Genomic DNA, 21,378 nt, shown 5'->3' on the forward strand with positions numbered 1-21,378 from the left:
TCACCCGACAACCTGTGTAGACTTGCCCGCGTTGCCGCCACAGACGGCAACGGTGCCGCCTTAGCTCAGTTGGCCAGAGCAACGCACTCGTAATGCGTAGGTCGCGGGTTCGAATCCCGCAGGCGGCTCAGTAAAGGCCCAGGTCACATAGCCCGTGACCTGGGCCTTTTGCCGTTCCTTGACCTGCAGGCAGGCGTCGGCGATGCGCTACAAGATCGCTTGCGTGAGCGATGCGTGAGCGCCGGTGTTGATCTTGGGTTAGTCCTTGGCCTTCTTGGCCTTGGACTTCGCCTTCTTCGCGGCCTTCCGCTTCGCCTTCTCGGCTTCGGCGGCAGCCTTGGCGTGAGCCTCGGCCTCGGTCTTCCGCTGGAGGGGGACGAGCTTCGCGGCGGCCTCGGCGGCGTCCTTGGCGATCTCGGGCAGGACGCTGGTGTAGATGTCCGAGGTGATCTTGATGGAGGAGTGGCCGAGCATTTCGGACACCACCTTCATGTCGACCCCGCCGGCGAGCGCGAGGGTGGCCGCGCCGTGGCGGAGGTCGTGCAGGCGAATCGGCGGTTGGCCGGACGCGGTCACGAGTCGCTCGAACATCTCGGTGACCTTGCCGGGGTGGAGCCAGGAACCGTCCTCGTTGGTGAAGACCCGGCCGGTGTCCTTCCAGGCCGGCCCCCAGTCGTCCCGCTCCTTCTGCTGGCGCTCGCGGTGGCGCCGCAGGACGGCCACCGTGTCGTCGTCCAGTGCCACGGTCCGGAAGCTCCCGTCGGTCTTGGGGTCGGACTCCTCGACCTCCCAGCCGTCCTGCACGAGCTGGGCCGTCACGGTCAGCGAGCTGTTGTCGAGGTTGGTCTCGGACCACGGCTGACCGCACGCCTCGCCCCGGCGAAGCCCGCGGAAGGCGATGACGTGCCACATTGCGTACAGGCGGTCGGCAGCCACGTAGTCGAGGAACGCGCCGGTCTGCTGCGGCGTATAGACCATCACGGGGGAGGGCTTCACGCCGGTCGCCGACCCCAACTGGCCCGCCCTCGCCACCGTCCTCGCCGACGCCGAAGCAGGCGGTTACAAACCCCACCAGCTCCTCACAGAGGCCGCCGCCCGCCGCGAACTCGGTACCGACCGCCTGCCCGCCAAGGTCCTCATCGCCCGCATCCAGCACACCAGCTACAACCCCGCGCCCAACCGCACCGTCGAAGCCGCGCTCTTGCGCTCGCCTGCCACCCCGATCGTCCGCCATCACACCACCAGCCCGACCACCACGGCTGCCCTCCAACAGCCCGGAACCCAGTCCCGACGCCGCTGACCATCAGTGACCGGAAACGACTCCGCGATGATGAGCCTCGGCTATGACGGGCTCCTGGCCGGAACGACCTGGAACTAGGCCAACGGCCCTGTGGGCGACCCACCAGCAGGTGGGTCGCCTACAGGGCCGTTTCCGTCGAAGTTTGATCAGCTGTCGAGGGTGGCGTCCAGGTACTCTTGCACCGGCTCGAACAGCCCGTACGGCACGTACTCGGGGATCTCGGCGAGAGCCACCCACGCGAGCTGGTCCAGCTCCTCCGTGTCGACCACCTCGGCCGTACCGCTCACAATCTCGCAGGCCGTGTACGACATCAGCCGGCCGGTCTTCGGATGCACGCGCTCGCCCAGGAGCTTGATCGCGGCCACGCCGAGCCCGGTCTCCTCCCCAGTCTCACGGGCAGCTGCCTGCTCGGGCGACTCGCCGGTCTCGATTTCACCGGCCGGGAACTGCCAGGAGAGCTGGCCCTCGCTCACCCGTCGCCTCACCATCAGAACGCGGCCTTCGTGAACCACGATCGCGGCGGCAATGCCCGGGCGTTCCTCCGCAGTCTGCTCTGTCACGTCTGCTCCTCCAGGGCGGCCAGGATGGGTGGAAAGATCGTATCGGCGTCGATGAATCGGGTCACCGAGTTTCGAGGAACCCACATCACGTCGACGTTCTCGACGGCGTCGCTGTTGGTCGCCTCTCCAGCCAGGTACTCGCACAGGAAGTACTCGCACAGCACGCCCGTCACCGGGTGGAGGCGGCTGCCGAGGCTCCGGCGGACGGCACAGTGGACCCCGGTTTCGCCGAGCGTCTCCCGAACGGTCGCGGTCTCCGGCTTCGTGCCGGGTTTGATCACTCCGGCCGGGAACTGCCAGGTGATCCCGGACGCGTCGTCGTCGCGTCGGCATACCAGCAGCACGTTGCTCTGCCGGAGGACAACCGAGATGGCCACCCGGAGGGCCTGCGCAGCCGGCGTGCCGGACTCAGGGGCGCCGCCACGTTCTTTCGCCGCCAGGAGGGCGAAGCGCTGGCGGGCCGCGTCGGTTGCCTTCTCGTGGGCGGCGTCGAGGATCTGCTGCATCTCGGCTCTCGGTACGACGGAGGGGTCAGCGTGCCATGTGGCCACCGTTCGCACCGCGATCCCGAGCTGATTGGCGAAAGCCTCGTTGGTGAGGCGGAGGGCGGACTGGAGCAGGCAGGCGTAACGACCGCTCCAGACCTCGATGACGTCCAACGCCGTTCCCTCTCCGTCGTGGTCGCTGCAGTGCAGGAGGCGTGCGTCGAAGATGCACATCGACTGCACTGGCGCTTCATCGCTGCGCGGCGTGGATACCGGAAGACTTGCAGTCGGCACCCCAAGGCCAGGCTCACCTAGGCAACTTGAGCTCTGGGAACCGCCCGGGAGTAACAGGACATACACGCCCACCCCCTCGGAGATTCTAGGTGAGTACCCGAAGCAGGACAGCGAGTTGGGCGATTGAGCCCGCGAGACCGCCGTGTCGACAGGGCGGCGGATCGACCGCCCCCGAATCGCGGAGGGTTCACCCGTTCGAGGGGTAGGTCGGAGCGCCGAAAGTCGCTCGCCAGCGCCGGTAACCTCGGTTCATGACGAACTGATCGTTCGTCATGTCTGAATGCCAGAAAGCTGAAAGGGAACTGATGGCCGAGGACCAGGTCCACACGGTCGAGCGCACGCTCGTCCTGCTCAAGCCCGACGCGCTGGTACGCGGCCTCGGGGGAAGGATCATCTCGCGCTTCGAGGACGCCGCCTTGAAGATCGTCGGCGTCAAGATGAAGTGGATGGACGAGGAGTTCACCCGCAAGCACTACTTCGACCTCGAGGAGCGGCTCGGGGCCGAGGTCTACAACCTCACTGCCACCTTCATGCAGCAGGGGCCGGTCATCGCCCTGGTGCTGGAGGGCTACGACGCCATCGCCACCGTTCGGAAGATCGTGGGCAGCACTTACCCGAACCAGGCTCCGGCCGGCACGATCCGCGGCGACCTCTCGCACATGAGCTCCGCGGGCAGCGTGGCAGTCGGCAAGGCCGTGGCCAACCTGGTCCACGCCTCCGGCAACAAGGAGGAAGCCGCGCAGGAGGTCGAGCTGTGGTTCGACAAGGACGAGCTGCACGAGTACCGCACGCTGGCCGAGATCTTCACCAACTGACGGCAGGTCGCGGCGTCACCACTTGGACGCCGCTGCGTTGACCACCACCGGGGCACCACCGTCTGATCTGAGAGGGCACCATGACCAACCAGACCCGCCTGGCCTCCGCCGAGGAGCTGGAGTCGATCTTCCAGCGCGAGCTGGCGACCGACCGCTGGGCGGCCACCGAGACCGCCTACGCGCTGGCGGTCCGCCTCCGGGATGCCGGCGACTGGCCCAAGTCCCGCGAGTGGGTGCAGCAGTGCCTCCAGCTGCTGGAGGGTTTCCCGAGCGAGACCGAGGACCAGGCGGCGACCACCCGCGTGGCGGTCGGCGGCGTCCCGCTGCCGAACTACCTGCACGCCGGTGTGATCCGCGAGCGCTTCGGCGACCTGGGCTGATCCATCTCGGGTGGTGCGGCCGGTGAAGTAACGGCCCGCCGCACCACCTGGCTCCACCAACTCCATACCGCCCATCCGGACCAGCCAGGGGCCACCCCGCCTTGGTTCGGCTGGATCCGCCATGTCTGAAACGAGGAGACACGACCGTGGCTGTCGAGATCGAGATGCGCGCCCGCTTCGACAAGGAGACCCACGCCCAGCTCATGGACCGTCTGCGGAAGGACGGCGAGGACCTGGGCGACGACGCCAAGCACATCTATTTCTACGTGCTGCCCGAGCAGCTGCTGAAGGTCACGGACAACACGGCTGCCGGCACCGCCAAGATCACCCTCAAGGGCAGCAAGATCGGCCAGGGCGCCGCCTTCCACGAGACCGAGTTCTCGATCGCCCGAGAGGACGTCCCGGCGGCCGTGAAGGTGTTCAACGCGCTCGGCTTCGAGTCCGCGATGCACGAGGCGTTCAACTTCCGCCACAACTTCCGCTTCCAGGGCGTGGAGATCGCCCTCAAGTGGAGCGAGGCATGGGGCTACCACGCCGAGTTCGAGGTGCTGCTCGACGACGGTGCCTCGGACGCCGCCCGCGACGAGGCGTCCGCCCAGATCGTCGACGTCGCCGCCGAGCTCGGCGTGACGCTGATGAGCGAGCAGGAGCTGGCCGACTTCGCCGCCGCCTTCGAGGCCGCCGAGCAGGAGCGCAAGGCCCGCGAGGCACAGGCCGCGCCGATCCGGTAGGAGCACGTCACCGCGGTAGACCACCAGAAGGGGGTGGGCACAGATGAGCACGACCCCGACGACCACGAGTCTGGTCGACCTGGCTGCCCGAAGGCAGCTGCCGCACCACCAGTACATGGACCCGGCAACCGTTGAGTGGATCACGGCCAACCGGCCCGACCTCGGCGCGGCTTGGCCGCCGCCCCTGCGGCCGGCCTCGAAGCACCTCCTGAGCCGGTCCGCTCTTCCGGCAACGTGGCTGGCGGAGCCTCGCCTCCACGACTCGCTCCACGGTCTCAGGCACAGCATGCGAACCGCCGCACTGGCCGCTCTGCTCGCTGAGATCCACGAGCTGGACGACACCGAGACCGCCACGGTCGTCCTGGCAGCGGCCGTCCACGACTGCCAGCGCCTACACGACCAGGACGACCGTGGCCACGGTGCTCGTGCCGCCGTCTGGCTGGCCGCCAACGCCGACACCGTCTGGACCCACTTCGGCTTGGTGGCGACACCCCGGCGGATCATCCAGGCAGCAACCGCCGTCCGCCTGCACGACGTGCCGTACGGCGCCTTCTGCTTGGACGACCAGGCCGACTACCACCGCGCCGGGCTCATCTGCGACTTGGTCAAAGCGGCAGACGCGCTCGACCGTTACCGCCTGCCCAAGCTCACCTGGTGGCCCGACGCGCGGCACGTTCGTGAGCCGGCCTTCGACCAGCTCCGCGCCGTGGCCTTCGACCTCGTCGCCGTCTCCGAAACCGCGCACCTCGCCGGGGCAAGCAGCGCCGAAGCCGTCCTGTACGCGCTCGCCGAGAAGGGGCTGGTGTAGCCGTGAGCCTCCGCAACGCCTACGACCTGTGGGCCGACGCGCATGCCTTCTTCGACTCCGCGCTGCTGCCCGGCACCGGGCAGGCCGACCCACTGGCAGCCCACACGGCCGCCTGGCACAAGCGCCTGACCGAGGAGACGCCGAACGGCAGCCTGCTCCGCAAGAACGCGCTCTTCGACAGCCTGAGCAGCGACGGCAAGCTGCACCTGCTCCACGTCACCCACGCCTTGGAAGAGATCAGCGAGGAGGGGGTGCTTTACCCCTCCGGCGGATGCCTCGTCGGCAGCATCTACTGCGCGCCGCTCACAGCGACCGAGCACGGCTTCCGCATGCACAACCTGGCCGCCTACGTCCTCACGAAGGAGGCCCCAGCCTCCCTCGCCAGGGTCGGCCTGGGCGGACGCGCACCCACACCGCTGATCTTCGAGATCACCGCGCCGCCCCAGGCGTACCGCGGATTGGCGGGCGTGGACTACCTGCGGCTGGGCTCGATCCACCTGCAGATCTACACCGACCTGGAGTACCTGCTCAGCAAGACCGAGCGACACCACCTGCGCGAGACCGTCGTCGGCCGGATCAAGAACTCGGCCGCGTTCCTGGCCCTGGCCGCCGGCATCGTCTACCAGGGCTCGACCGTGGCCACGGAGGGCTTCCTCCAGCTGCTGGATGCGGCCATTCCCCGGCTGCCGATCCTCGGCTACCTCTACTTCGAGGCCCTCGCCGAGTACCTGATGCTCCACTCCACCTCCGCACGGACCCGGCAGCTGGCCGACCTCGGGGAGTTCAACAACTGGCTCTACAAGGAGATGCTGTTCGCCTCCTTCCCGGACATGGCCGGCAAGTTCAACCTCGCCAGGTTCCGTCCCCGCCCGCACCAGCTGGCGGCACTTCTGCAGCGGGTGGACCCGACCATCGACGCTGACCACGCCCGCGCGTACATGGTCGAGCGGATCAGCTACCTCGTGGCGGCCCGGCTCTTCACCAGCGGGCAAGTGCCCGAAGCCTGGCACCGCACGCGCTGGGAGTTCGACAGCCTCGCCACCCAACTCGGCCCGCTGCTCGGCCACCTCATCCACCGCGAACTCCGCAGCTTCGGCCGCTACCCCGACTTCTACTTCTACTTCGACCAGCACAAGGCCCTACAAGCCTGGAACTACTGGAACCACATGGACATCGTCGCGCCGTTCAACGGCACGATGCCCAAGGGCGAGATCGGCATCAACCCCGCCTACCCGAACCTGGACTACCGCGTCTGGCGTGCCGAGCCGGACGACGCCGGGCACCTCCACCCGACCGAGCAGCTGGCGCTCAGCATCGCGCCGCGCCTGGTCGACATCAAGTACACGCTCATGCGCAACAGCAGCCGCTGACCGCTGCCCCACGCCCCTCGACGACCGATCGCAGAGGAGACGCATGCCCACCCACGGCCCCGCTACCCAATCCACCGCTGCCTGGCCGGCACCCACCCAACCCGCCGAGACGCTCTTCACCGAGATCTATCGCACCAACCACTGGGGATCTCCCGAGTCGCTCTCCGGTCCCGGCTCCGAGATCCGTCAGACCGAGGCCGTCCGGGCCGCCCTCGCCTCGGTTCTCGCGCGCTATCCGATCCGCACCGTCACGGACGCCGGATGCGGTGACGTCAACTGGATCCGCCAGGTCGACGGGTTCGATCAGCTGGACGGCTATGTCGGCCTCGACGTCGTCCCCGACCTCATCCAGCTCAACCAGGAACGGCACGGCAGCGAGCGCATCTCCTTCCGGCAGGCCGACCTGAGCAGGGACGACATCCCGACTGCGGACCTCGTCATCGCACGGGACTGCCTCGTCCACCTCACCCACCACGAGGTGCTCGCGTTCCTCGACCGCGTCACCGCCAGCCGCTCGACCTACCTGCTCGCCACCACCTACGTCGGCGTGGCCGAGAACCGCGACACCGCGGACACCCACTGGCGCCCGCTCAACCTTCAGGCGGCCCCGTTCCACCTGCCCGAGCCCGCCGAGCACTTCGACACCGACTTCACGGACGGCGGCCAGCACCACCCCGGCAACGGGCTGGGCCTGTGGAAGATCGACCAGCTCAGCTCCCGCACCACCTGACCACCACCCAGGCGCCCCAGGAAGCGAGACCTTCGATGAGCCCGCACGACCAGCAGATAACCGCCCTCCTCGCCCAACTCGACCAGGCCCTCGACTCACCCGCGACCACGCACGGCCTCGCCCGCACCCTCCGGGCGGCCGTCAAGGAAGTCGAACTGCACCGCCACCACCGGGCCAGCGTCGCCGCCCTGCCCGACTGTGTCCTCAAGCCCAGCCCCGCCAAGGTTCAGATCGGCGGCGGCGGACACCGCATCGACGGCTTCTTCAACATCGACATCGTCCCGCCGGCCGACCTCCTCTGGGACGTACGCGAGGGCATCCCGCTCGCCGACGCCAGCACCGAGACGGTGTTCTCCGAGCACTTCCTGGAGCACATCGACTACCCGCGCTCCGCCAAGTACTACGCCCGCGAGGCCCACCGCGTCCTCGCGCCCGGAGGCCAGCTCATCACCGGCGTCCCCGACGCCGCCTTCGTCCTGAACGAGTACCCGGCGCCGCCGGAGCGGGCCGCCGAGATGATCGAACGGTGGTACGCCAAGCGGCAGTGCCGAGGCGACATGAACACCTACCTCGACCTCATCAACTACGTCTTCCGCGACCAGGACGACGACCCGACCTACAACCCGCACTACTGGGCGTACGACCACGAGAAGCTCACCCAGCTCTTCACCGAGGCAGGCTTCAAGAACGTCAAGCCGTGGACCTTCGACCCGACCATGGCCAACCCGAAGCGTCAGTGGGCCAGCGTCTACGTGGTCGCCACGAAGTAGCCGCGAAGCTGCGTTGCCCGCGAGCGATCAGTACGGGAGCGCATAGAACCGCTGCCCCGTCGTGGCTGGAGCCCCCGGCCACCACGGGGCAGCGGGACCGCCCCGATGAACGCCAGCCGCAGGTACCTGCGCGCCTACGCAGCCCCGAGCGGGAGGCACTTCATGTCTCAAGGCCATCCGTACATCAGCCACCTGACCTTGGCCGACACCCCCAACGCGGTCCCCTGGGCACGCCGGCACACCACCGACATCCTGCGGCGCTGGCAGATTCCGGACGCCATCATCGAGACGACCAACCTCATCGTCTCCGAGCTCACCACCAACGCGGTCCGCCACTCGCCTGGCAATGAGCCGCAGTGCCCCGGATACCCGAGCCTGGCCGACGTCGGCACCTTCACTCTCGCGCTCCAGCTGGCCGGAACGAGCTTGCTCATCCAAGTCGCAGACCGCGATCCCCGGCCGCCAGTACGGCGAGAGGTAGGCGTGGAAGCCACTGGTGGACGCGGACTGTTCCTGGTTAGCGAGATGGCCAACCGCTGGGGCTACTACCCCACGACGTTGACCGGGAAGGTCGTCTGGGCGGAAGTACTCCTCCATGGTGCCGAACGGTCCGGCCCAGGCAGCTCCGAGCAGGCCAAGGAGCCTGGGCAGCCAGCCGAAGCTACCGGCCCAGTCTCTGACCCGCTGCTGATCGGACGAGTCCTGGTCGGACTGCGCGAGTTATAGCAGCAGGCCAATCATCCGCCCCCGCCGCGGTGTTCCACTGTCCTACGCTCTTCAAGGCGTAGACGGTTGCCTTGCCACAGCTGAGGAGTCTTCATGAGTCAAGCAGAGCTCGGCGGTCTACCCGCAGGCGCGGACCCCGCCAAGACCGCTGAGGCAATGGCACAGAAGCGATGGCGGATCGGTCGCGTGCCGCAGACCGCAGACGACTGGATGACCGAGTTCACGCATCTTGAGGAGCTTCTCCTAAACGTAGCCGGTCGCAGGGTGCAGTCTGAGAAGCGTGCGGACCAGTTCCTGCTCGGCCGGATTCCGGAGACTCAGGAGGAGGTCGCCGCTGAAGTCCAGCTCCGCGAGACGGAACGGCGGTGGGAGGTCGAACTCGAAGATCGCAAACATCGCGCGGACCTCGAGTCTCGTGAGACGGAACGGCGCTGGGAAGTCGAATTTGAAGACCGCAAGCACCGCGCAGACCTCGTGCACCAGCAAGCCGCAGTAACGCGCCGCGCTGAAGGCATTCGCGGGTGGGCGCTCGTGGCGGTAGTCGTGGCCATCGTGGTCTCGCCGTGGGTTGCCATGGCAGCCAACGTCCCTGCCGACAACTTCAGCATGTACATGGTTCCGGTCACCGGAATCGCCGGCACCATCATCGGGTACTGGTTCGGCCAGGGCGACCGTCTACGGCCGGCAACGCTGGAAGCACTCCCCCATATGCCGCTGATAGACCTCCCCGCCAGGGAAGTGCAGCAGCAAGGTACAGCAACCAGGCCGTCCGGCAGTGACCACCAGCACCCCTGACTTGCGCAGATGACCTCAGCGACACGCTGCCCGTGACTCGGGACGAAGTTCGGATCATCGCGATGAGGGTGGCGGCCTACCCGAGTGTCACTGCTTACGGGAAGCGAGGATGTGCAGGAGCGCCACCAGGGTTCCCGAACCCATGAGCTTCCCCTCCGCGATGAGCACCGGGATTTCGGACATCGGCACCCACGCGACGTGGCCGGCTTCCTCGCCGTCCTCCGGCTCGCCCACGAGGGTTCCTCCATGACCGACGAACACCTCGTGCGGCGAGTCCACCATGCCGACCATCGGCTGGAAGGTCACCACGTGGTCGAGGTGATTCGGTCGCCAGCCGGTCTCCTCCTCGACCTCGCGCAGAGCAGCCCCCAGCCCATCCTCTCCGGGATCAACGATGCCACCGGGAAGCTCCCAACCCCAGGACTGCGGCACGAAGCGGTACCGCCAGAGCATCAACACGCGGTCATCGGCATCCAGCACCGCGGCTATGGCCACCCGGTTCAGGCGCACGACGTGATGCTCGAAGCGCGCCACCCCAGGAGGCTCAACGTCCACGAGGGCCAATTGCACCCACCGGTTGTCGTAGACCACGCGGTCTCCGTATATCTTCCACGGCTCCAGTCCATCGACCTGAGTAATCATCGGAATCACATCCTGGGAGCGCGGCAATGGGCCTAGTTGACCACATCTCCGGGCGGAGAGTGCACCGCGAGCGCATGTGAATCAGCCGTCGTTCCTGGATGCCCAGCCCTCACGCGGCCAGGGTGCAACAACGCGCAGCGATCAGGCCGCCCAACCGATGCAGGCACACCGGCCGGGCGGCGACCGGGCCGGTCGCCCTTTCTCCCGGGCCGGCCGGCCCAACCCCACGCGACACAGCCGCATCTGCCCCACCCCAACTCGGCCCTGCGGAAGGATGGATGGATGAGTGACTGGGAGTTCGTGAAGAGCCGAACTGCCACCGAAGGCGCGGTGTGGCGGTCGGCCGACGGCCTGCTCTACAAGCGGACCGGTGGCGAGGATCTGCGGACGGAGACCGAGTTCCAGCAGCTGGCCGCCGGCCTGGGCTACCCGGTGCCGGAGATCGTCGACAGCGGCTCGGAGGACGGGAACTACTTCGTCGTCGAGCGCGCCATCGGCGACACCTCGCTGCACGAGGAGGCGCTGGCCGACGCCAGGCGGGACGGACAGGTCAGCTACCAGGTGATCAGCACGGCGGCCGCCGTCGCGTCGAAGCTCCTGCAGGCCCAAGCGAGGCACCCCCTCCCCGCCACGCCGTGGTTCGAGAAGGCGGCCTTCGCCGCCGAGGTGTTCGAGGAGAACTCGGACTTCGACACCCCGCGCGTCCACGAAGCGGTCAAGCACGCGCTCGACCGGCTGGCCCGGCTCCCGATGGTGCACGGGCACCTGGACTACGGCCTGCCCAACGTCCTCCAGGCCGGGGTCATCGACTGGCAGCACCACGGACCGGTCCCGCTCGGCTACGACGTCTACCCCGCCTCGACATCGTGCCGTTCAAGGGCGGCGGCAAGGGCTACAGCCTCACCCCGGAACAGCGCACCGCCTACACCGCCGCCCTCGATGAGACCACCGCGTCCCTGATCGGGCAGCCGGTGAGCGAGCACCTGGGCGACTTCCTGCTCGTCAAGTGCTTCTTCTTCCTCGCCCTCATGCGGGCCACCGACCCCACGCGGCGCAACAAGCACATCAAGTGGCAGTACCGCCGCGCCCTCTTCACGATGGGGCTTGATCAGTATGAGTCGGGCAACACGATCGACACCGGCACCTTCCCCACTCTGGAACGGTTCACCGCTGAACACCGATAGGCCGGTCCCCACCATCCGCGACCGTAAAGCGCCTGACCAGGAGGGGGCTGCCACCCGTGGGCAGGATTGAGTACTACAACGGCCCGAATGCGCCGAAGCCCGCAGATCGGAGTTCCGTCTGTCGCGGACCGGCACCGGGAGTGACATGTGCGGCAGGTGTTCCATGGCGCTCCTCGCCAGGCCCTGGACCAGGCGTTCGTCGGGTAGCTGTCGGTTGGAGGGCCGTGCAACCTGGTGCGTGGGATAAACGGTCTCGGGGCTATCACCTTCAATCGCATCCTTGTCATGTCCGGTCAGGCTTCAGCGAAGTCCGTCGCTTCCTGGCCAATTGGTGCATCCCTGCCACTCGCCGTGAACGCTCGTCCAAGATGCTGCGGGTGGCCTGAAACGAGGAGGCGTGCATGCGGATGGCGTCATGGCGAAACTGACGGAAGAGCAGCGGCAACAGCGGGCCGCCGCACGAGCCCGTCAAGAGGCTTTGGCTGCTGAGGAAGATCACCGCCGGCGTGAGGAACGAAGCGAGCGGTGGCGCCGTGAAGGGATCTACCTCTCCTGGGAGGAGTACCGGGCAGGGGAGCCGTGTCGCGGCTGCGGTGATCCGATGAGTGACGGGCTCGGTAGCTGGCCCGCTCTGCTGCACATGACGGAGCAGGAACAGCAGGAGCGTGACCTCGCGGAGAGGCGGTTCAAGGAACGCCACGGCGGATGCCGGGAGGGGCGATGGACCGTCTCCGGCTCCCGAGTGCTGCACTGCTCCGCATGCTGTCCGTTTCCGCCGATGAGCCCCGAGCAAGCGCGAGTGGTCGGAAAGATCCTCTTTGGTCCACGGCCAGAGGGTCACGAGGAGGAACTGAATGCCTGGAAGCTCACCCTGACCTGCGGCCACGCCGTCGAGCGGACCGCGCACCGCAGCAATGCTCGCTACTCTGCCGGAGTCGTCCGCTGTGATGAATGCGATGCCCATCGCGGCGTGGTGATCAGGGAGCTCCTGGGGCCAGTCTGTGACAGAGGCGTCGACCCGAAGCCCGGCATCCCCGGGCCCGTTGAGCGAGAGCGACTCACCGCTGAGCTGAAGGCAGCGGAGGTGAAGCTCGAACGCCAGCGTAGGAGCGCCACGACGACACAGGGTCGCATCCAAGATATCCGGGCACGACTCGGCGGCCGGACCGACAGCTGACGAAGGACTGCATGAGCGCGACGAACGCGGCGAGCGTGTGCGGTGAGGAGTCTCCCGTCTTGACCCTGATGGAGGCAGCCGCCTATGTCCGCCGGACACCGAAGGCCATGTACGGCCTGCGAGAGCGGAGGGCCGGCCCTCCGAGCTTTCGGCTGGCAGGTCGTATCTACTACCGCCGTACGGCGCTCGACGCATGGCTTGCCGGGGGCGAGGCCAATGACCCCCGATCCAACCCGGCACTGGACCCAACTCGCAGACCACCTGAACCGCGACGCAGCCAGCGGGGACGATGAGGTAGCCCACGTCCGTGATCGCCGACCAGACCCACTTCTGCGTGAGCGATGCGTGAGCGGACGGGGCAGTACGCGCCGGCTCGGGTGGGATCGTGGATCACGGTGCAACGTCCTGACCTGCGGATTCATCACCAGGTGATCGATGCCGGCAGCAGCCAGCATGATCACTCTCGGGCTCGTAATGCGTAGGTCGCGGGTTCGAATCCCGCAGGCGGCTCAGTGGGAAAGCCCAGGTCGGATTGATTCCGGCCTGGGCTTTTTTGTGTGTTCGGGGCGGCTCTAGGGGTGGGGTGGCCCCGCCACCTGGGGTGGCGGGGCCGGGGCGGGGGTGGCTACTGGCGGGTGGTGGCGAGGTCCAGGGGGCGGGCTCGGAGGGCGAGGCGGGCTGGGGTCAGGCTGGCGAGGAGGGCGAGGGCCAGGCAGATCGCGGTGGTGCCGGCGAGGGTGGCCCAGGGCAGGTCGAAGGTTGCGGACTGGGCCGTGTCGAGGATGCGGTTCTCGATCAGCAGGACGGTGGCGTACTGGGTCACCAGGGTGACGACCAGGCCGAGGACCGCGGCGGTGGCGACCACCAGGAGGGTCTCGACCGCGACGACCCGCAGGACCTGGCGGCGGGTGCCGCCGGTCAGGCGCAGGGTGGCGAAGTCCCGCAGGCGGTCGCCGGTGGACATCATCATCGTGTTGACGATCGCGATCAGGGCGTACAGCAGGGCCGGGCCGAGGATCGCCAGCATCGCGATCCAGCTGTTCTTGGTGGTCCGGTCGTTGTGTGCGCCGATCCAGGCGGTGCCGGTGGTGGCCCGGGCCGCGCTGCCGCCCAGCGCGGTCGTGACCTGCTCGGGACTCGCCCCGGTGCTCAGGTAGGCGACCGAGACGGCGCTCTGGCCGGGGACGGCCTCGCGGGGGACGGCGATCTCCGGAAGGTGCGGCAGCAGGTGGTGGACCTGGGCGACCAGCCGCAGTTGCTCCTGGGTGCCGTCGGCGAGCCGGGCGTTCAGGGTGTCGCCGACGTGCCAGCCGAAGACGCGCGCCATGTCGCTGGAGACCGCGACCGTCAGGCCGTGCAGGTCCTCCAGCGAACCGGCTTCGGCGGAGAGGTTCCAGGCCGTCCGCAGGTCGCCGTCGACCGCCAGGCCGTCCTCCGGGATCGGCAGGTCGGTGGGGCGGCCGGGGGCGGGCTGCTGGTCCGGGGCCGCCAGGCCGTCGAACCGTACGGTCGCCGCGGTGGTCAGCCGGGCGTCCGGCAGGGCGGCCAGGCTCCGCAGGGCGTCGGCGGGTACGACTTGGCCGCCGGCGGGCTCGATCACGTACCCGGCCTTGAGGGCGGCGCGGCCCTGGGCGGCCATCGCGTCGCTGAACGCGACGGTGCCGCCGACCACCGAGCCGGCCAGGCCGATCACCAGGAAGACCGGTGTCGCGGTGGAGACGGTGCGGCGGATCGCGGCGAGGGCGTTCTGCCGGGCGATCAGTCCGGCGGCGCCGGGCAGCAGCGGGACGAGCGAGGTGAACAGCCGCACCAGCGGCGGCACCAGCACCGGCGCGATCAGCGTGATGGCGAGCACCGCCATCACGTCGAAGAGCAGGGCCCACTGCGGGGTGGTCTCCGGATCGCGGGACTGCGGGTCGGCCAGCATCGACGCGGGCATCGAGATGAAGGTCTGCAGGGTGTAGCCGAAGACGCCGAGGAACAGGACCGCGGCCACCCAGCGGGCGACCGGCATCACCTTCCTGTCGACGGCGACCTCGTTGAGCGCCTCCACCGGCCGCACCCGGCCGGCCCGGCGGGACGCCGCGTAGGCGCCGAGCAGGGCGACCACGAGGCCGCCCGAGGCGGCGAGCAGCAGCGGCAGCAGCGCCGGTTCGGCGTGGAAGCCGCTCGGGGCGGCGCCCTGGTCGACCAGCCAGGCGGCGATCGCCGGGGCGACGGCCAGGCCCATCGCGCAGCCCGAGACGGCGGAGGCCAGCGCCACCACCAGTGCCTCGCCGAGGACCAGGGCGCGCACCTGACGCGGCGTCGCACCGACGGCGCGCAGCATCGCCGTCTCCTGGCGGCGCTGGGCGACGGCGAAGGCGAAGGTCGAGGAGACCACGAAGACCGAGACGAACCCGGCCATCGCGGCCATGAAGCCGACCAGTTTGTGCAGCGAGGGCGCGCCGGGCAGCGAGTCCTCGCCCATCGTCGTGTTGAGCAGGACCCCGGCGGCGGACATCACCGCGACACCGAGGGCGAGCGCCACGAAGGAGCCGGCGAAGGCCGGCCACCGTCTCCGCAGGGAGACGGCGGCTATCGGGAGCAGCAGCCGCAAGCCCTTCATCGGGTGCCACCGTCCGTGCCCGCGCGGACGCCCTCCAGTGCCGTCATCCGTGCGGCGACGGTCTGCGGTTCGGGGGCGACGAGGTGGTCGACGACCTTGCCGTCGGCGAGGAAGAGGACGGTGTCGGCGTAGGAGGCGGCCACCGGGTCGTGGGTCACCATGATGGTGCTCTGGCCCTGCTGGTCGACCAGCGAGCGGAGCAGGGTGAGGACTTCCCGGCTGCTGGAGCTGTCCAGGGCTCCGGTGGGCTCGTCCGCGAAGAGCACCTGGGGGGAGGCGATCAGGGCCCGGGCGATCGCCACCCGCTGCTGCTGGCCGCCGGACATCTGCGAGGGCAGGTGGCCGGTCCGCTCGCCCAGGCCGACCTGGGCCAGGGCGGCCCGCACCTGGGCGGGGTCGGGTCTGCGGCCGGCCAGCCGCAGCGGCAGACCGACGTTCTGCTCGGCCGTCAGGGATCCGAGCAGGTTGAAGGCCTGGAAGACGAAGCCCAGGCGCTCGCGGCGCAGTTCGGTCAGGGCGGTCTCGTCGAGGCCGCCGAGGTCGACGCCGTCGACGACGACGCTGCCGGAGTCCGGTCGGTCGAGTCCGGCGGCGCACTGGAGCAGGGTGCTCTTGCCGGAGCCGGAGGGGCCCATGACGGCGGTGAAGCTGCCGCGGGTGAACCCGATGGTGACCGCGTCCAGGGCGGTGATGGCGCTCTGGCCGGTTCCGTAGGAACGGGTGACCCGTTCCAGTCGTACTACGTCGTTGTCATTCATGATGATCCATTTACTACCAGGTCGCCGGAGCGCGGCATCGACCGCTGCCGGAGCCGGCGGGCGATCCCGGCCGGGCGACCTTCCGGCTGGGCCGGGGGCAGGTTGGATCGGGGGGAATGGCGGGATTGCGGGGGATTGGGGAAGTTGCGGGGGTGTTGCTGGCGGGGGGGCTAGTCGTCGTCTCCGAGGTCGCCCTCGATACCGCCCTCGAAGCCGCCGTCAGGGGTGCCGCTGATCGCGTAGCCCTGGCGGCGCGCCTCGTAGCAGGCCACCGTCGCGGCCGCCGACACGTTCAGCGAGCCGACCCGGCCCAGCTGCGGCACGAACACCACCTGGTCGCAGAGCGCCAGCGCCTCGGGGGTGATCCCGCGGTCCTCGTGCCCGAGCACGAAGGCCACCGCCGGGGTCAGCTCGGCGGCGAACATCGGCACCGCCTCGTCCGCCAGCTCCAGGCCGACCACCTTGAAGCCGTCCGCCTTGGCCGCGGCCACCGCCTCGGCGACGGTCGGGAAGTGCTCCACCTTCAGGTACTTGTCGGTGCCCATCGCGGCCTTCTGCGCGCCGGACGAGCGCACCGACGGGGTGTCCCCCGCCAGGTACAGCTTCTCGGCGCCCATCGCCGCACCGGTCCGGACCACCGACCCGACGTTGAACGGCGACTGCAGGTTCTCCAGGATCATCGCGAGCCGGAACTCGTTGCTGCGCCGCCACGAGCGGTGCAGACGCTTCAGTTCGGTCCCGCGGAGCTGCTTCACGACGTCGTACCTCGTCCATTCTCCGGGCCCTCGCCCGCCTCGGGGCGGGGCCGCGCTTCCAGAATCCGGAACCCGTTGACCGACGCGACCCGGGTCGTCGGGTAGCCCTGGTCGTTCAGCCACTTCTGCAGCGAGTCCGAGCCCAGGTGCTTCTGCACCACGAGGAACGCCGAGCCGTCCGGGGTCAGCCGGCCGAGCCAGTGCGTCAGCAGCCGGCGCAGCGCCGCCTTGCCGATCCGGATCGGCGGGTTGGAGTAGATCGTCGCGAACCGGACGTCCGCCGGGACCTCGTCGGGCAGCGCGGCCTGGACGTTGCCCAGTCGCAGCGCCTCGGCGTTCAGCCGCACCAGCTCCAGGGCGCGCTCGTTGACGTCCACCGCCCAGACCGGCAGGCGCTTGCGCCGGGTCGCCCAGGTGAGCGCGATCGGGCCGTAGCCGCAGCCGATGTCCAGGATCGGGCCGCGCACCCGCGGCTGCGGGGCGTGCTCCAGCAGGATCCGGGTGCCCGGGTCGAGCCGGCCGCGGGAGAACACCCCGGTGTCGGTGGTCAGTTCCAGGGTGACGTCCGGCAGGGAGACCGTGATCGGCCGTCGCTCGCTGGCGACCTCGGGTGCACCGCTGAAGTAGTGCGAGCCGGACATGGATTCCCCGTCGTTCGTGTGGGCCTCGGGGCCACCGGGTGGGTGTGGGTCAGCCCTTCGTACGGCACCGATCGTACCCCCGGTGGCCTGCGCGGCGTTCCGGTCAGAGGGTGCCCGGGCTCTTGCGGGTGGCCACGTTGATCCGGTTCCAGGCGTTGATGGTGAAGCAGACCGAGATCAGCTGCGCCAGTTCGGCCTCCCCGAAGTGCGTGGCGGCCCGGGCGTACACCGCGTCCGAGACGCCGCCGTCGATCCGCGCGACCTCCTCCGCGAGTGCCAGGGCGGCCCGCTCGCGCTCGCTGTACACCCCGGCCGGGGCCTCCGGCCAGACCGGCAGCAGGTAGATCCGCTCGTCGGTCTCGCCGGCCTTGCGGGCGTCCTTGGCGTGCATGTCCAGGCAGTACGCGCAGCCGTTGAGCTGGGAGGTGCGCATCTGGACGAGCTCGACCAGCGCCGGGTCCAGGCCCTCGCGGGCGGCGGCGTCCAGGGCGATCATCGCGCGGAACACCTTCGGGACGGTGCGGGCGTAGTCGAGGCGGGCGGTGGCTGCGGTGTTCTCGTTCGTCGTCATGACAGTGACCCTAGGGGCGGAATGCACCCTGGTCGTGGGCCATTCGACAGGGCATTTCGTGGGTCAATCCGGTGGCGAGGGGTACGCCGCGCAACACGCCCGGGTGGGCTCGGCGCGTCGCGTCCGGCCGCCGGGCGGCGGATACTTCGAGTACCGCCACCCGGGCCCGTGGAACCTCCGAACAGTGAGGACCGATGCCATGCCGCAGGATCACGAGGACTACCTGGTCGACGAGACCGTCGAAACCGTCGAGAGTGACGAAACCGTCGCGAGCGACGAGGAGGCGCCCGATCCCGAGGAGTACGGCGAGTACGGCGAATACGACGAGAACGACGAGGTCGCCGAGCGCCGGGCCCTCGGCGCCGATCCGGCCACCGACGTCGCCGACGCCGCCGAGCAGGCCCGCGTGGTCCCGCTGGACGAGGACGAGTACCGGGAGTAGCCGGACGCCGGGCGCTGCAGGCGGTTCGGTGCGCCGTGACGCACCGCGAACCGGCCTCAGAGCGCCCGGCGGCGTTGCAGCCAGGCCATCGCCGCCCAACCCGGCAGCACCGGCAGGATCAGCGTCAGCAGCCGGAACAGCGCCACCGCCGCCAGCGCCCCGCCCTTCTCCATCGACGCGGTCTGCTGCAGCAGCGTGATCAGCGCCCCGTCCACCGCGCCGGCCCCGCCCGGGGTCGGCGCGGCACTGCCCGCCGCGTTGCCCACCAGGAACACCACCGCGACCGAGGCGAAGGACGGCTCCCGGCCGATCGCCCGGGCACAGCAGTACAGGCAGGAGATCAGGCAGAGCGACACCAGCAGCTGCCCGGTCACGCCCACCGCCAGCCGGGTCGGGCTGCGCAGCAGGTCCAGCAGCCGCGGCAGCACCTCCGTCGTCAACGGCCGCAGCCGCGCCGCCAGCCACCGCCGGGCCGCCGGGATCGCCGACACCACCGCCAGCAGCGCCGCCGCCCCCGTCAACCCGCCCACCACGGCGGGCAGCGCGTCCAGCTCGGACCCGCCCGGCTGCATGTCCAGCAGGTAGACGAAGGCCCCCAGCTGCAGCAGGTGCAGCACCAGCCCGAGCATCGTCCCCACCCCGACGCTGGACAGCGCCTGCGCCGTCGGGATCCCGGCCCGCTGCAGCAGCCGGGTGTTCAGCGCGACCCCGCCGACTCCGCCCGGCGACACCAGCTTCACGAACGAGCCCGCCACCTGCGCCAGCACCGCGTTGCGGAAGTCCAGCCGCTCCGGCACGAACCCGACGAACCCCATCGCCGCCGCGACGTGGCTCGCCGCCGCCGTGGCCAGCGCCAGCGCCAGCCACCACGGGTCGGCGTCCGCCAGGGCGGAGACCGGATTGTCCTCCGCCGCGAACAACTGCGGGATCAGCAGCCACCCGGCCACCACCCCGCCCACCACGGCCAGCAACGTCCGGGGCCGCACCCGCTCCAGTCGCACCGGCCGCCCCACGGCCTGCGGCCGCGCCCGCAACACCTCCGCCCGGATCTCCTCCAGCAACCCGCCGGGGACCGGGGCGGGGGCGGCGGCGGGGGGTTCGCCGGTGGCGGACTGGGGCTTCGCCGCGTCGCCTCGGTGGCCCGGTGCAGGGGCCGTCGGTGGGCCCGCCACGGCCGAGCCGGCGACGACCACGGCCGGGTCGGCGACGACGGCCCCGGGTGGTGCCGCTCCCGCGGCCGTCGCGGCCGGCTTCGCGTGGCGTTTGAGGGCGCGGCGGGTGGTGTGGGTGAGGGCGATGGGCTGCAGGAGGGGGAGGGCGGCGCCGATCGGGTCGGGGCCGAGGACGGCGGTCGCGGTGCGGACGGAGCGGGCGGCGCCGGTGCGCAGGGCGAGGGTGGTGAGGAGTTGGGCGATGTCGCAGCACAGGACGAGTTCGGTCGCGGCGACGTCGCCGTCGGCGAAGTCGACCAGGTGCACCGCGCCCGCGTCGTCGATCAGCAGGGAGGAGGGGACGAGGGCGCGGTGGGCGACCTCGCGGCGCTGGAGCAGGGCGAGCTGGCGCCAGGCGTCGGTGAGCAGCTCGTCGGTGACCTCGTCGTCGGCGAGTTGGTCCAGGGTGCGGCCGGCCAGCCGCTCGTACGCGATGAGTGCGGTGTCCTGGCCGAGGCCGGCGGTGGCGGCGATGCGGCGGGTGCGGACGCCGGCGGCCAGGGCCGCGTACGCGACCAGGGCCTCGTGCTCCAGGCCGGTGCGCGGGGAGCGCAGGACGCGCGGGTCGGGGGCGGTGCGCAGGCGCAGCCGGCGCCAGGCGCGCTGGACGGCGGCGGCGGTGACGGCCTGCCGGTCGAGCAGCTGGACGTCCAGGTCGGGGCGGTCGTCGGCCTGCCGGACCCGGTAGCGGTCGGGCCCGGCCGGGACGGCCTCGACCGGGCGCAGGCCGCTGTCGCGCAGGGCGCGCAGGATCTCGCCGGGCCGGGGGCAGGGGTCGGGGGTGCCGACCGCGTACAGGGTGCCGTGGGCGCCGGTCCAGCCGAGCAGCAGGCCGAGCAGCAGCGCGGTGGGGGTGGCGAACCCGCCGGCCAGCCCGGCGAGGCCGGAGAGCGTCAGGACGGCCCAGGGCAGGCGGCGTTCACGGCTGCCGGAGGCGGTCATGAAGGCGAGGACCGGGGCCAGGTAGCCGTAGACGGGCTCGGTGTGCCCGAGGACGTCGGCGGGCAGCGGCTGGGTGAGCGCGGTGAGCAGCGAGGGCGAGGCGAGCTTGTCGGCCCACAGGTCCAGGCCGAGGGTGGCGCCGTACGCGAGGACGGCGGCCAGCAGCCCGTCGGAGACCTGCTGGAGGGCCCGCCGGCGGTCGGGGCCGAGCAGGCGGTGGACGGCGAGGCCGACCGGCAGCAGCAGGACGGCGGCGGTGGTGAGCCCGCCGGCCAGGCTCGCCAGCGGCCGCGGCACCAGCGCGGCGGCCTCGGCGACGTCGGCGGCGATCCCGCCGGTGGTGGCCCGGGCGTAGTCGGCGAGCAGCAGGGTGAGGGCGATCGCGAACAGGCCGCCGAGCAGCCGGATCAGGGCGACGGGCTGGCGGAGGCGGCCGGTGGCGGGTACCGGGCGGGCCGGGAACCGGCCGGGGCCCGGCCCGACCTGGGCTGGGGCCTGGGCCGCCGGGGCCGGGGCCCGGGCCGCGCCGTTGCCCGCTGTCCCGCTGCTCCCGGCGTCACCGTCCGCTATCCCGTCGTCCGGCACGCGTGCGTCGCCCGTCCGCTGCGCGGGCACACCGCCGGTGTCGCCCCCGTCGGTGTCGCCGTTCGTTCTCCCCGTCACGATCGCCACGGTTGGCATGC

General features: G+C 70.3%; 23 protein-coding genes, 1 tRNA gene and 2 pseudogenes. 16 read left to right on the forward strand and 10 right to left on the reverse strand.

What is annotated here, in order from left to right:
- Positions 1-54 precede the first annotated feature (54 nt).
- Positions 55-128: transfer RNA gene (locus AC0B61_RS04520), tRNA-Thr, on the forward strand.
- A 130-nt stretch (positions 129-258) separates the two neighbouring features.
- Here the strand turns inward: AC0B61_RS04520 and AC0B61_RS04525 are convergent.
- A pseudogene (locus AC0B61_RS04525) lies at positions 259-1,002 on the reverse strand (tyrosine-type recombinase/integrase); the annotation flags it as partial.
- Between AC0B61_RS04525 and AC0B61_RS04530 the strand changes: the two are divergent.
- Positions 1,001-1,300, forward strand: a pseudogene (locus AC0B61_RS04530) (mobilization protein); the annotation flags it as partial. The pseudogenes AC0B61_RS04525 and AC0B61_RS04530 sit on opposite strands and share 2 nt — an antisense overlap.
- A 146-nt stretch (positions 1,301-1,446) precedes the next feature.
- Here AC0B61_RS04530 and AC0B61_RS04535 read toward each other — a convergent pair.
- Both AC0B61_RS04535 and AC0B61_RS04540 read right to left on the reverse strand, forming a co-directional pair.
- Positions 1,447-1,860, reverse strand: coding sequence for an NUDIX hydrolase (locus AC0B61_RS04535; RefSeq protein ID WP_393032505.1), 414 nt, complete (start codon positions 1,858-1,860; stop codon positions 1,447-1,449).
- Positions 1,857-2,519: an NUDIX hydrolase gene (locus tag AC0B61_RS04540; RefSeq protein ID WP_471739124.1), complete on the reverse strand. Its 663-nt coding sequence runs from the start codon at positions 2,517-2,519 to the stop codon at positions 1,857-1,859. Before AC0B61_RS04540 ends, AC0B61_RS04535 begins: the two co-directional genes overlap by 4 nt.
- A gap of 425 nt (positions 2,520-2,944) precedes the next feature.
- Here AC0B61_RS04540 and AC0B61_RS04545 point away from each other — a divergent pair, with 425 nt between their 5' ends.
- The 9 genes from AC0B61_RS04545 to AC0B61_RS04585 all read left to right on the forward strand — a co-directional run bounded on the left by AC0B61_RS04545 (position 2,945) and on the right by AC0B61_RS04585 (position 9,764).
- Positions 2,945-3,454 (forward strand): nucleoside-diphosphate kinase, encoded by a 510-nt coding sequence (locus tag AC0B61_RS04545; protein WP_033346890.1) that lies wholly within the window; start codon positions 2,945-2,947, stop codon positions 3,452-3,454.
- A gap of 80 nt (positions 3,455-3,534) precedes the next feature.
- Positions 3,535-3,834: a hypothetical protein gene (locus tag AC0B61_RS04550; protein ID WP_350506273.1), complete on the forward strand. Its 300-nt coding sequence runs from the start codon at positions 3,535-3,537 to the stop codon at positions 3,832-3,834.
- A gap of 146 nt (positions 3,835-3,980) precedes the next feature.
- A complete protein-coding gene (locus tag AC0B61_RS04555) occupies positions 3,981-4,565 on the forward strand; it encodes a hypothetical protein (RefSeq protein WP_465679772.1) in 585 nt (194 codons plus the stop codon).
- A 43-nt stretch (positions 4,566-4,608) separates the two neighbouring features.
- Positions 4,609-5,373: a hypothetical protein gene (locus AC0B61_RS04560; RefSeq protein ID WP_471739125.1), complete on the forward strand. Its 765-nt coding sequence runs from the start codon at positions 4,609-4,611 to the stop codon at positions 5,371-5,373.
- A gap of 2 nt (positions 5,374-5,375) precedes the next feature.
- Positions 5,376-6,743: a hypothetical protein gene (locus tag AC0B61_RS04565; protein WP_471739126.1), complete on the forward strand. Its 1,368-nt coding sequence runs from the start codon at positions 5,376-5,378 to the stop codon at positions 6,741-6,743.
- Positions 6,744-6,786: 43 nt separating this feature from the next.
- On the forward strand, positions 6,787-7,473 hold the full coding sequence (locus AC0B61_RS04570) for a class I SAM-dependent methyltransferase (RefSeq protein WP_471739127.1): 687 nt from the start codon (positions 6,787-6,789) through the stop codon (positions 7,471-7,473).
- A gap of 35 nt (positions 7,474-7,508) precedes the next feature.
- On the forward strand, positions 7,509-8,243 hold the full coding sequence (locus tag AC0B61_RS04575) for a class I SAM-dependent methyltransferase (protein WP_471739128.1): 735 nt from the start codon (positions 7,509-7,511) through the stop codon (positions 8,241-8,243).
- Positions 8,244-8,405: 162 nt separating this feature from the next.
- Positions 8,406-8,969 carry an ATP-binding protein gene (locus AC0B61_RS04580; protein ID WP_471739129.1) on the forward strand — a complete coding sequence of 188 codons (564 nt, stop codon included), beginning with the start codon at positions 8,406-8,408 and terminating at the stop codon, positions 8,967-8,969.
- Positions 8,970-9,062: 93 nt separating this feature from the next.
- Positions 9,063-9,764 carry a hypothetical protein gene (locus AC0B61_RS04585; protein WP_471739130.1) on the forward strand — a complete coding sequence of 234 codons (702 nt, stop codon included), beginning with the start codon at positions 9,063-9,065 and terminating at the stop codon, positions 9,762-9,764.
- Positions 9,765-9,851: 87 nt separating this feature from the next.
- Here the strand turns inward: AC0B61_RS04585 and AC0B61_RS04590 are convergent, their stop codons facing one another.
- Positions 9,852-10,406: an NUDIX hydrolase gene (locus AC0B61_RS04590; RefSeq protein ID WP_471739131.1), complete on the reverse strand. Its 555-nt coding sequence runs from the start codon at positions 10,404-10,406 to the stop codon at positions 9,852-9,854.
- Between the two features lie 282 nt (positions 10,407-10,688).
- Between AC0B61_RS04590 and AC0B61_RS04595 the strand changes: the two genes are divergently transcribed.
- The 4 genes from AC0B61_RS04595 to AC0B61_RS04610 all read left to right on the forward strand — a co-directional run bounded on the left by AC0B61_RS04595 (position 10,689) and on the right by AC0B61_RS04610 (position 13,060).
- Positions 10,689-11,366: a phosphotransferase gene (locus tag AC0B61_RS04595; RefSeq protein WP_471739132.1), complete on the forward strand. Its 678-nt coding sequence runs from the start codon at positions 10,689-10,691 to the stop codon at positions 11,364-11,366.
- An 11-nt stretch (positions 11,367-11,377) separates the two neighbouring features.
- Entirely contained in the window at positions 11,378-11,590 is a 213-nt protein-coding gene (locus tag AC0B61_RS04600) for a hypothetical protein (RefSeq protein ID WP_471739133.1), read from the forward strand.
- A 415-nt stretch (positions 11,591-12,005) separates the two neighbouring features.
- Positions 12,006-12,767 (forward strand): hypothetical protein, encoded by a 762-nt coding sequence (locus tag AC0B61_RS04605; protein ID WP_471739134.1) that lies wholly within the window; start codon positions 12,006-12,008, stop codon positions 12,765-12,767.
- A 68-nt stretch (positions 12,768-12,835) separates the two neighbouring features.
- A complete protein-coding gene (locus tag AC0B61_RS04610) occupies positions 12,836-13,060 on the forward strand; it encodes a helix-turn-helix domain-containing protein (protein WP_471739376.1) in 225 nt (74 codons plus the stop codon).
- A 332-nt stretch (positions 13,061-13,392) separates the two neighbouring features.
- On the opposite strand, the gene AC0B61_RS04615 is transcribed toward AC0B61_RS04610, so the two are convergent.
- The 5 genes from AC0B61_RS04615 to AC0B61_RS04635 form a co-directional block, all read right to left on the reverse strand.
- Positions 13,393-15,375 carry an FtsX-like permease family protein gene (locus tag AC0B61_RS04615; RefSeq protein ID WP_471739135.1) on the reverse strand — a complete coding sequence of 661 codons (1,983 nt, stop codon included), beginning with the start codon at positions 15,373-15,375 and terminating at the stop codon, positions 13,393-13,395.
- The gene (locus AC0B61_RS04620; RefSeq protein WP_471739136.1) at positions 15,372-16,133 is read right to left on the reverse strand and encodes an ABC transporter ATP-binding protein; all 762 of its coding nucleotides are present in this window, start codon (positions 16,131-16,133) and stop codon (positions 15,372-15,374) included. Before AC0B61_RS04620 ends, AC0B61_RS04615 begins: the two co-directional genes overlap by 4 nt.
- Before the next feature lie 170 nt (positions 16,134-16,303).
- Positions 16,304-16,888, reverse strand: coding sequence for a TrmH family RNA methyltransferase (locus tag AC0B61_RS04625; protein WP_471739137.1), 585 nt, complete (start codon positions 16,886-16,888; stop codon positions 16,304-16,306).
- Positions 16,885-17,529, reverse strand: a complete 645-nt coding sequence (locus AC0B61_RS04630) for a class I SAM-dependent methyltransferase (protein WP_471739138.1) — start codon at positions 17,527-17,529, stop codon at positions 16,885-16,887. The genes AC0B61_RS04625 and AC0B61_RS04630 overlap by 4 nt, the downstream gene beginning before the upstream one ends.
- 103 nt (positions 17,530-17,632) lie before the next feature.
- Positions 17,633-18,100 carry a carboxymuconolactone decarboxylase family protein gene (locus AC0B61_RS04635; RefSeq protein WP_471739139.1) on the reverse strand — a complete coding sequence of 156 codons (468 nt, stop codon included), beginning with the start codon at positions 18,098-18,100 and terminating at the stop codon, positions 17,633-17,635.
- Between the two features lie 199 nt (positions 18,101-18,299).
- Here AC0B61_RS04635 and AC0B61_RS04640 point away from each other — a divergent pair, with 199 nt between their 5' ends.
- Positions 18,300-18,542, forward strand: a complete 243-nt coding sequence (locus AC0B61_RS04640) for a hypothetical protein (protein ID WP_471739140.1) — start codon at positions 18,300-18,302, stop codon at positions 18,540-18,542.
- Between the two features lie 56 nt (positions 18,543-18,598).
- On the opposite strand, the gene AC0B61_RS04645 is transcribed toward AC0B61_RS04640, so the two are convergent.
- On the reverse strand, positions 18,599-21,358 hold the full coding sequence (locus tag AC0B61_RS04645; protein WP_471739141.1) for a lysylphosphatidylglycerol synthase transmembrane domain-containing protein: 2,760 nt from the start codon (positions 21,356-21,358) through the stop codon (positions 18,599-18,601).
- Positions 21,359-21,378: the final 20 nt, after the last annotated feature.

The sequence above is a fragment of the Kitasatospora sp. NPDC023385 genome, from assembly GCF_055664045.1.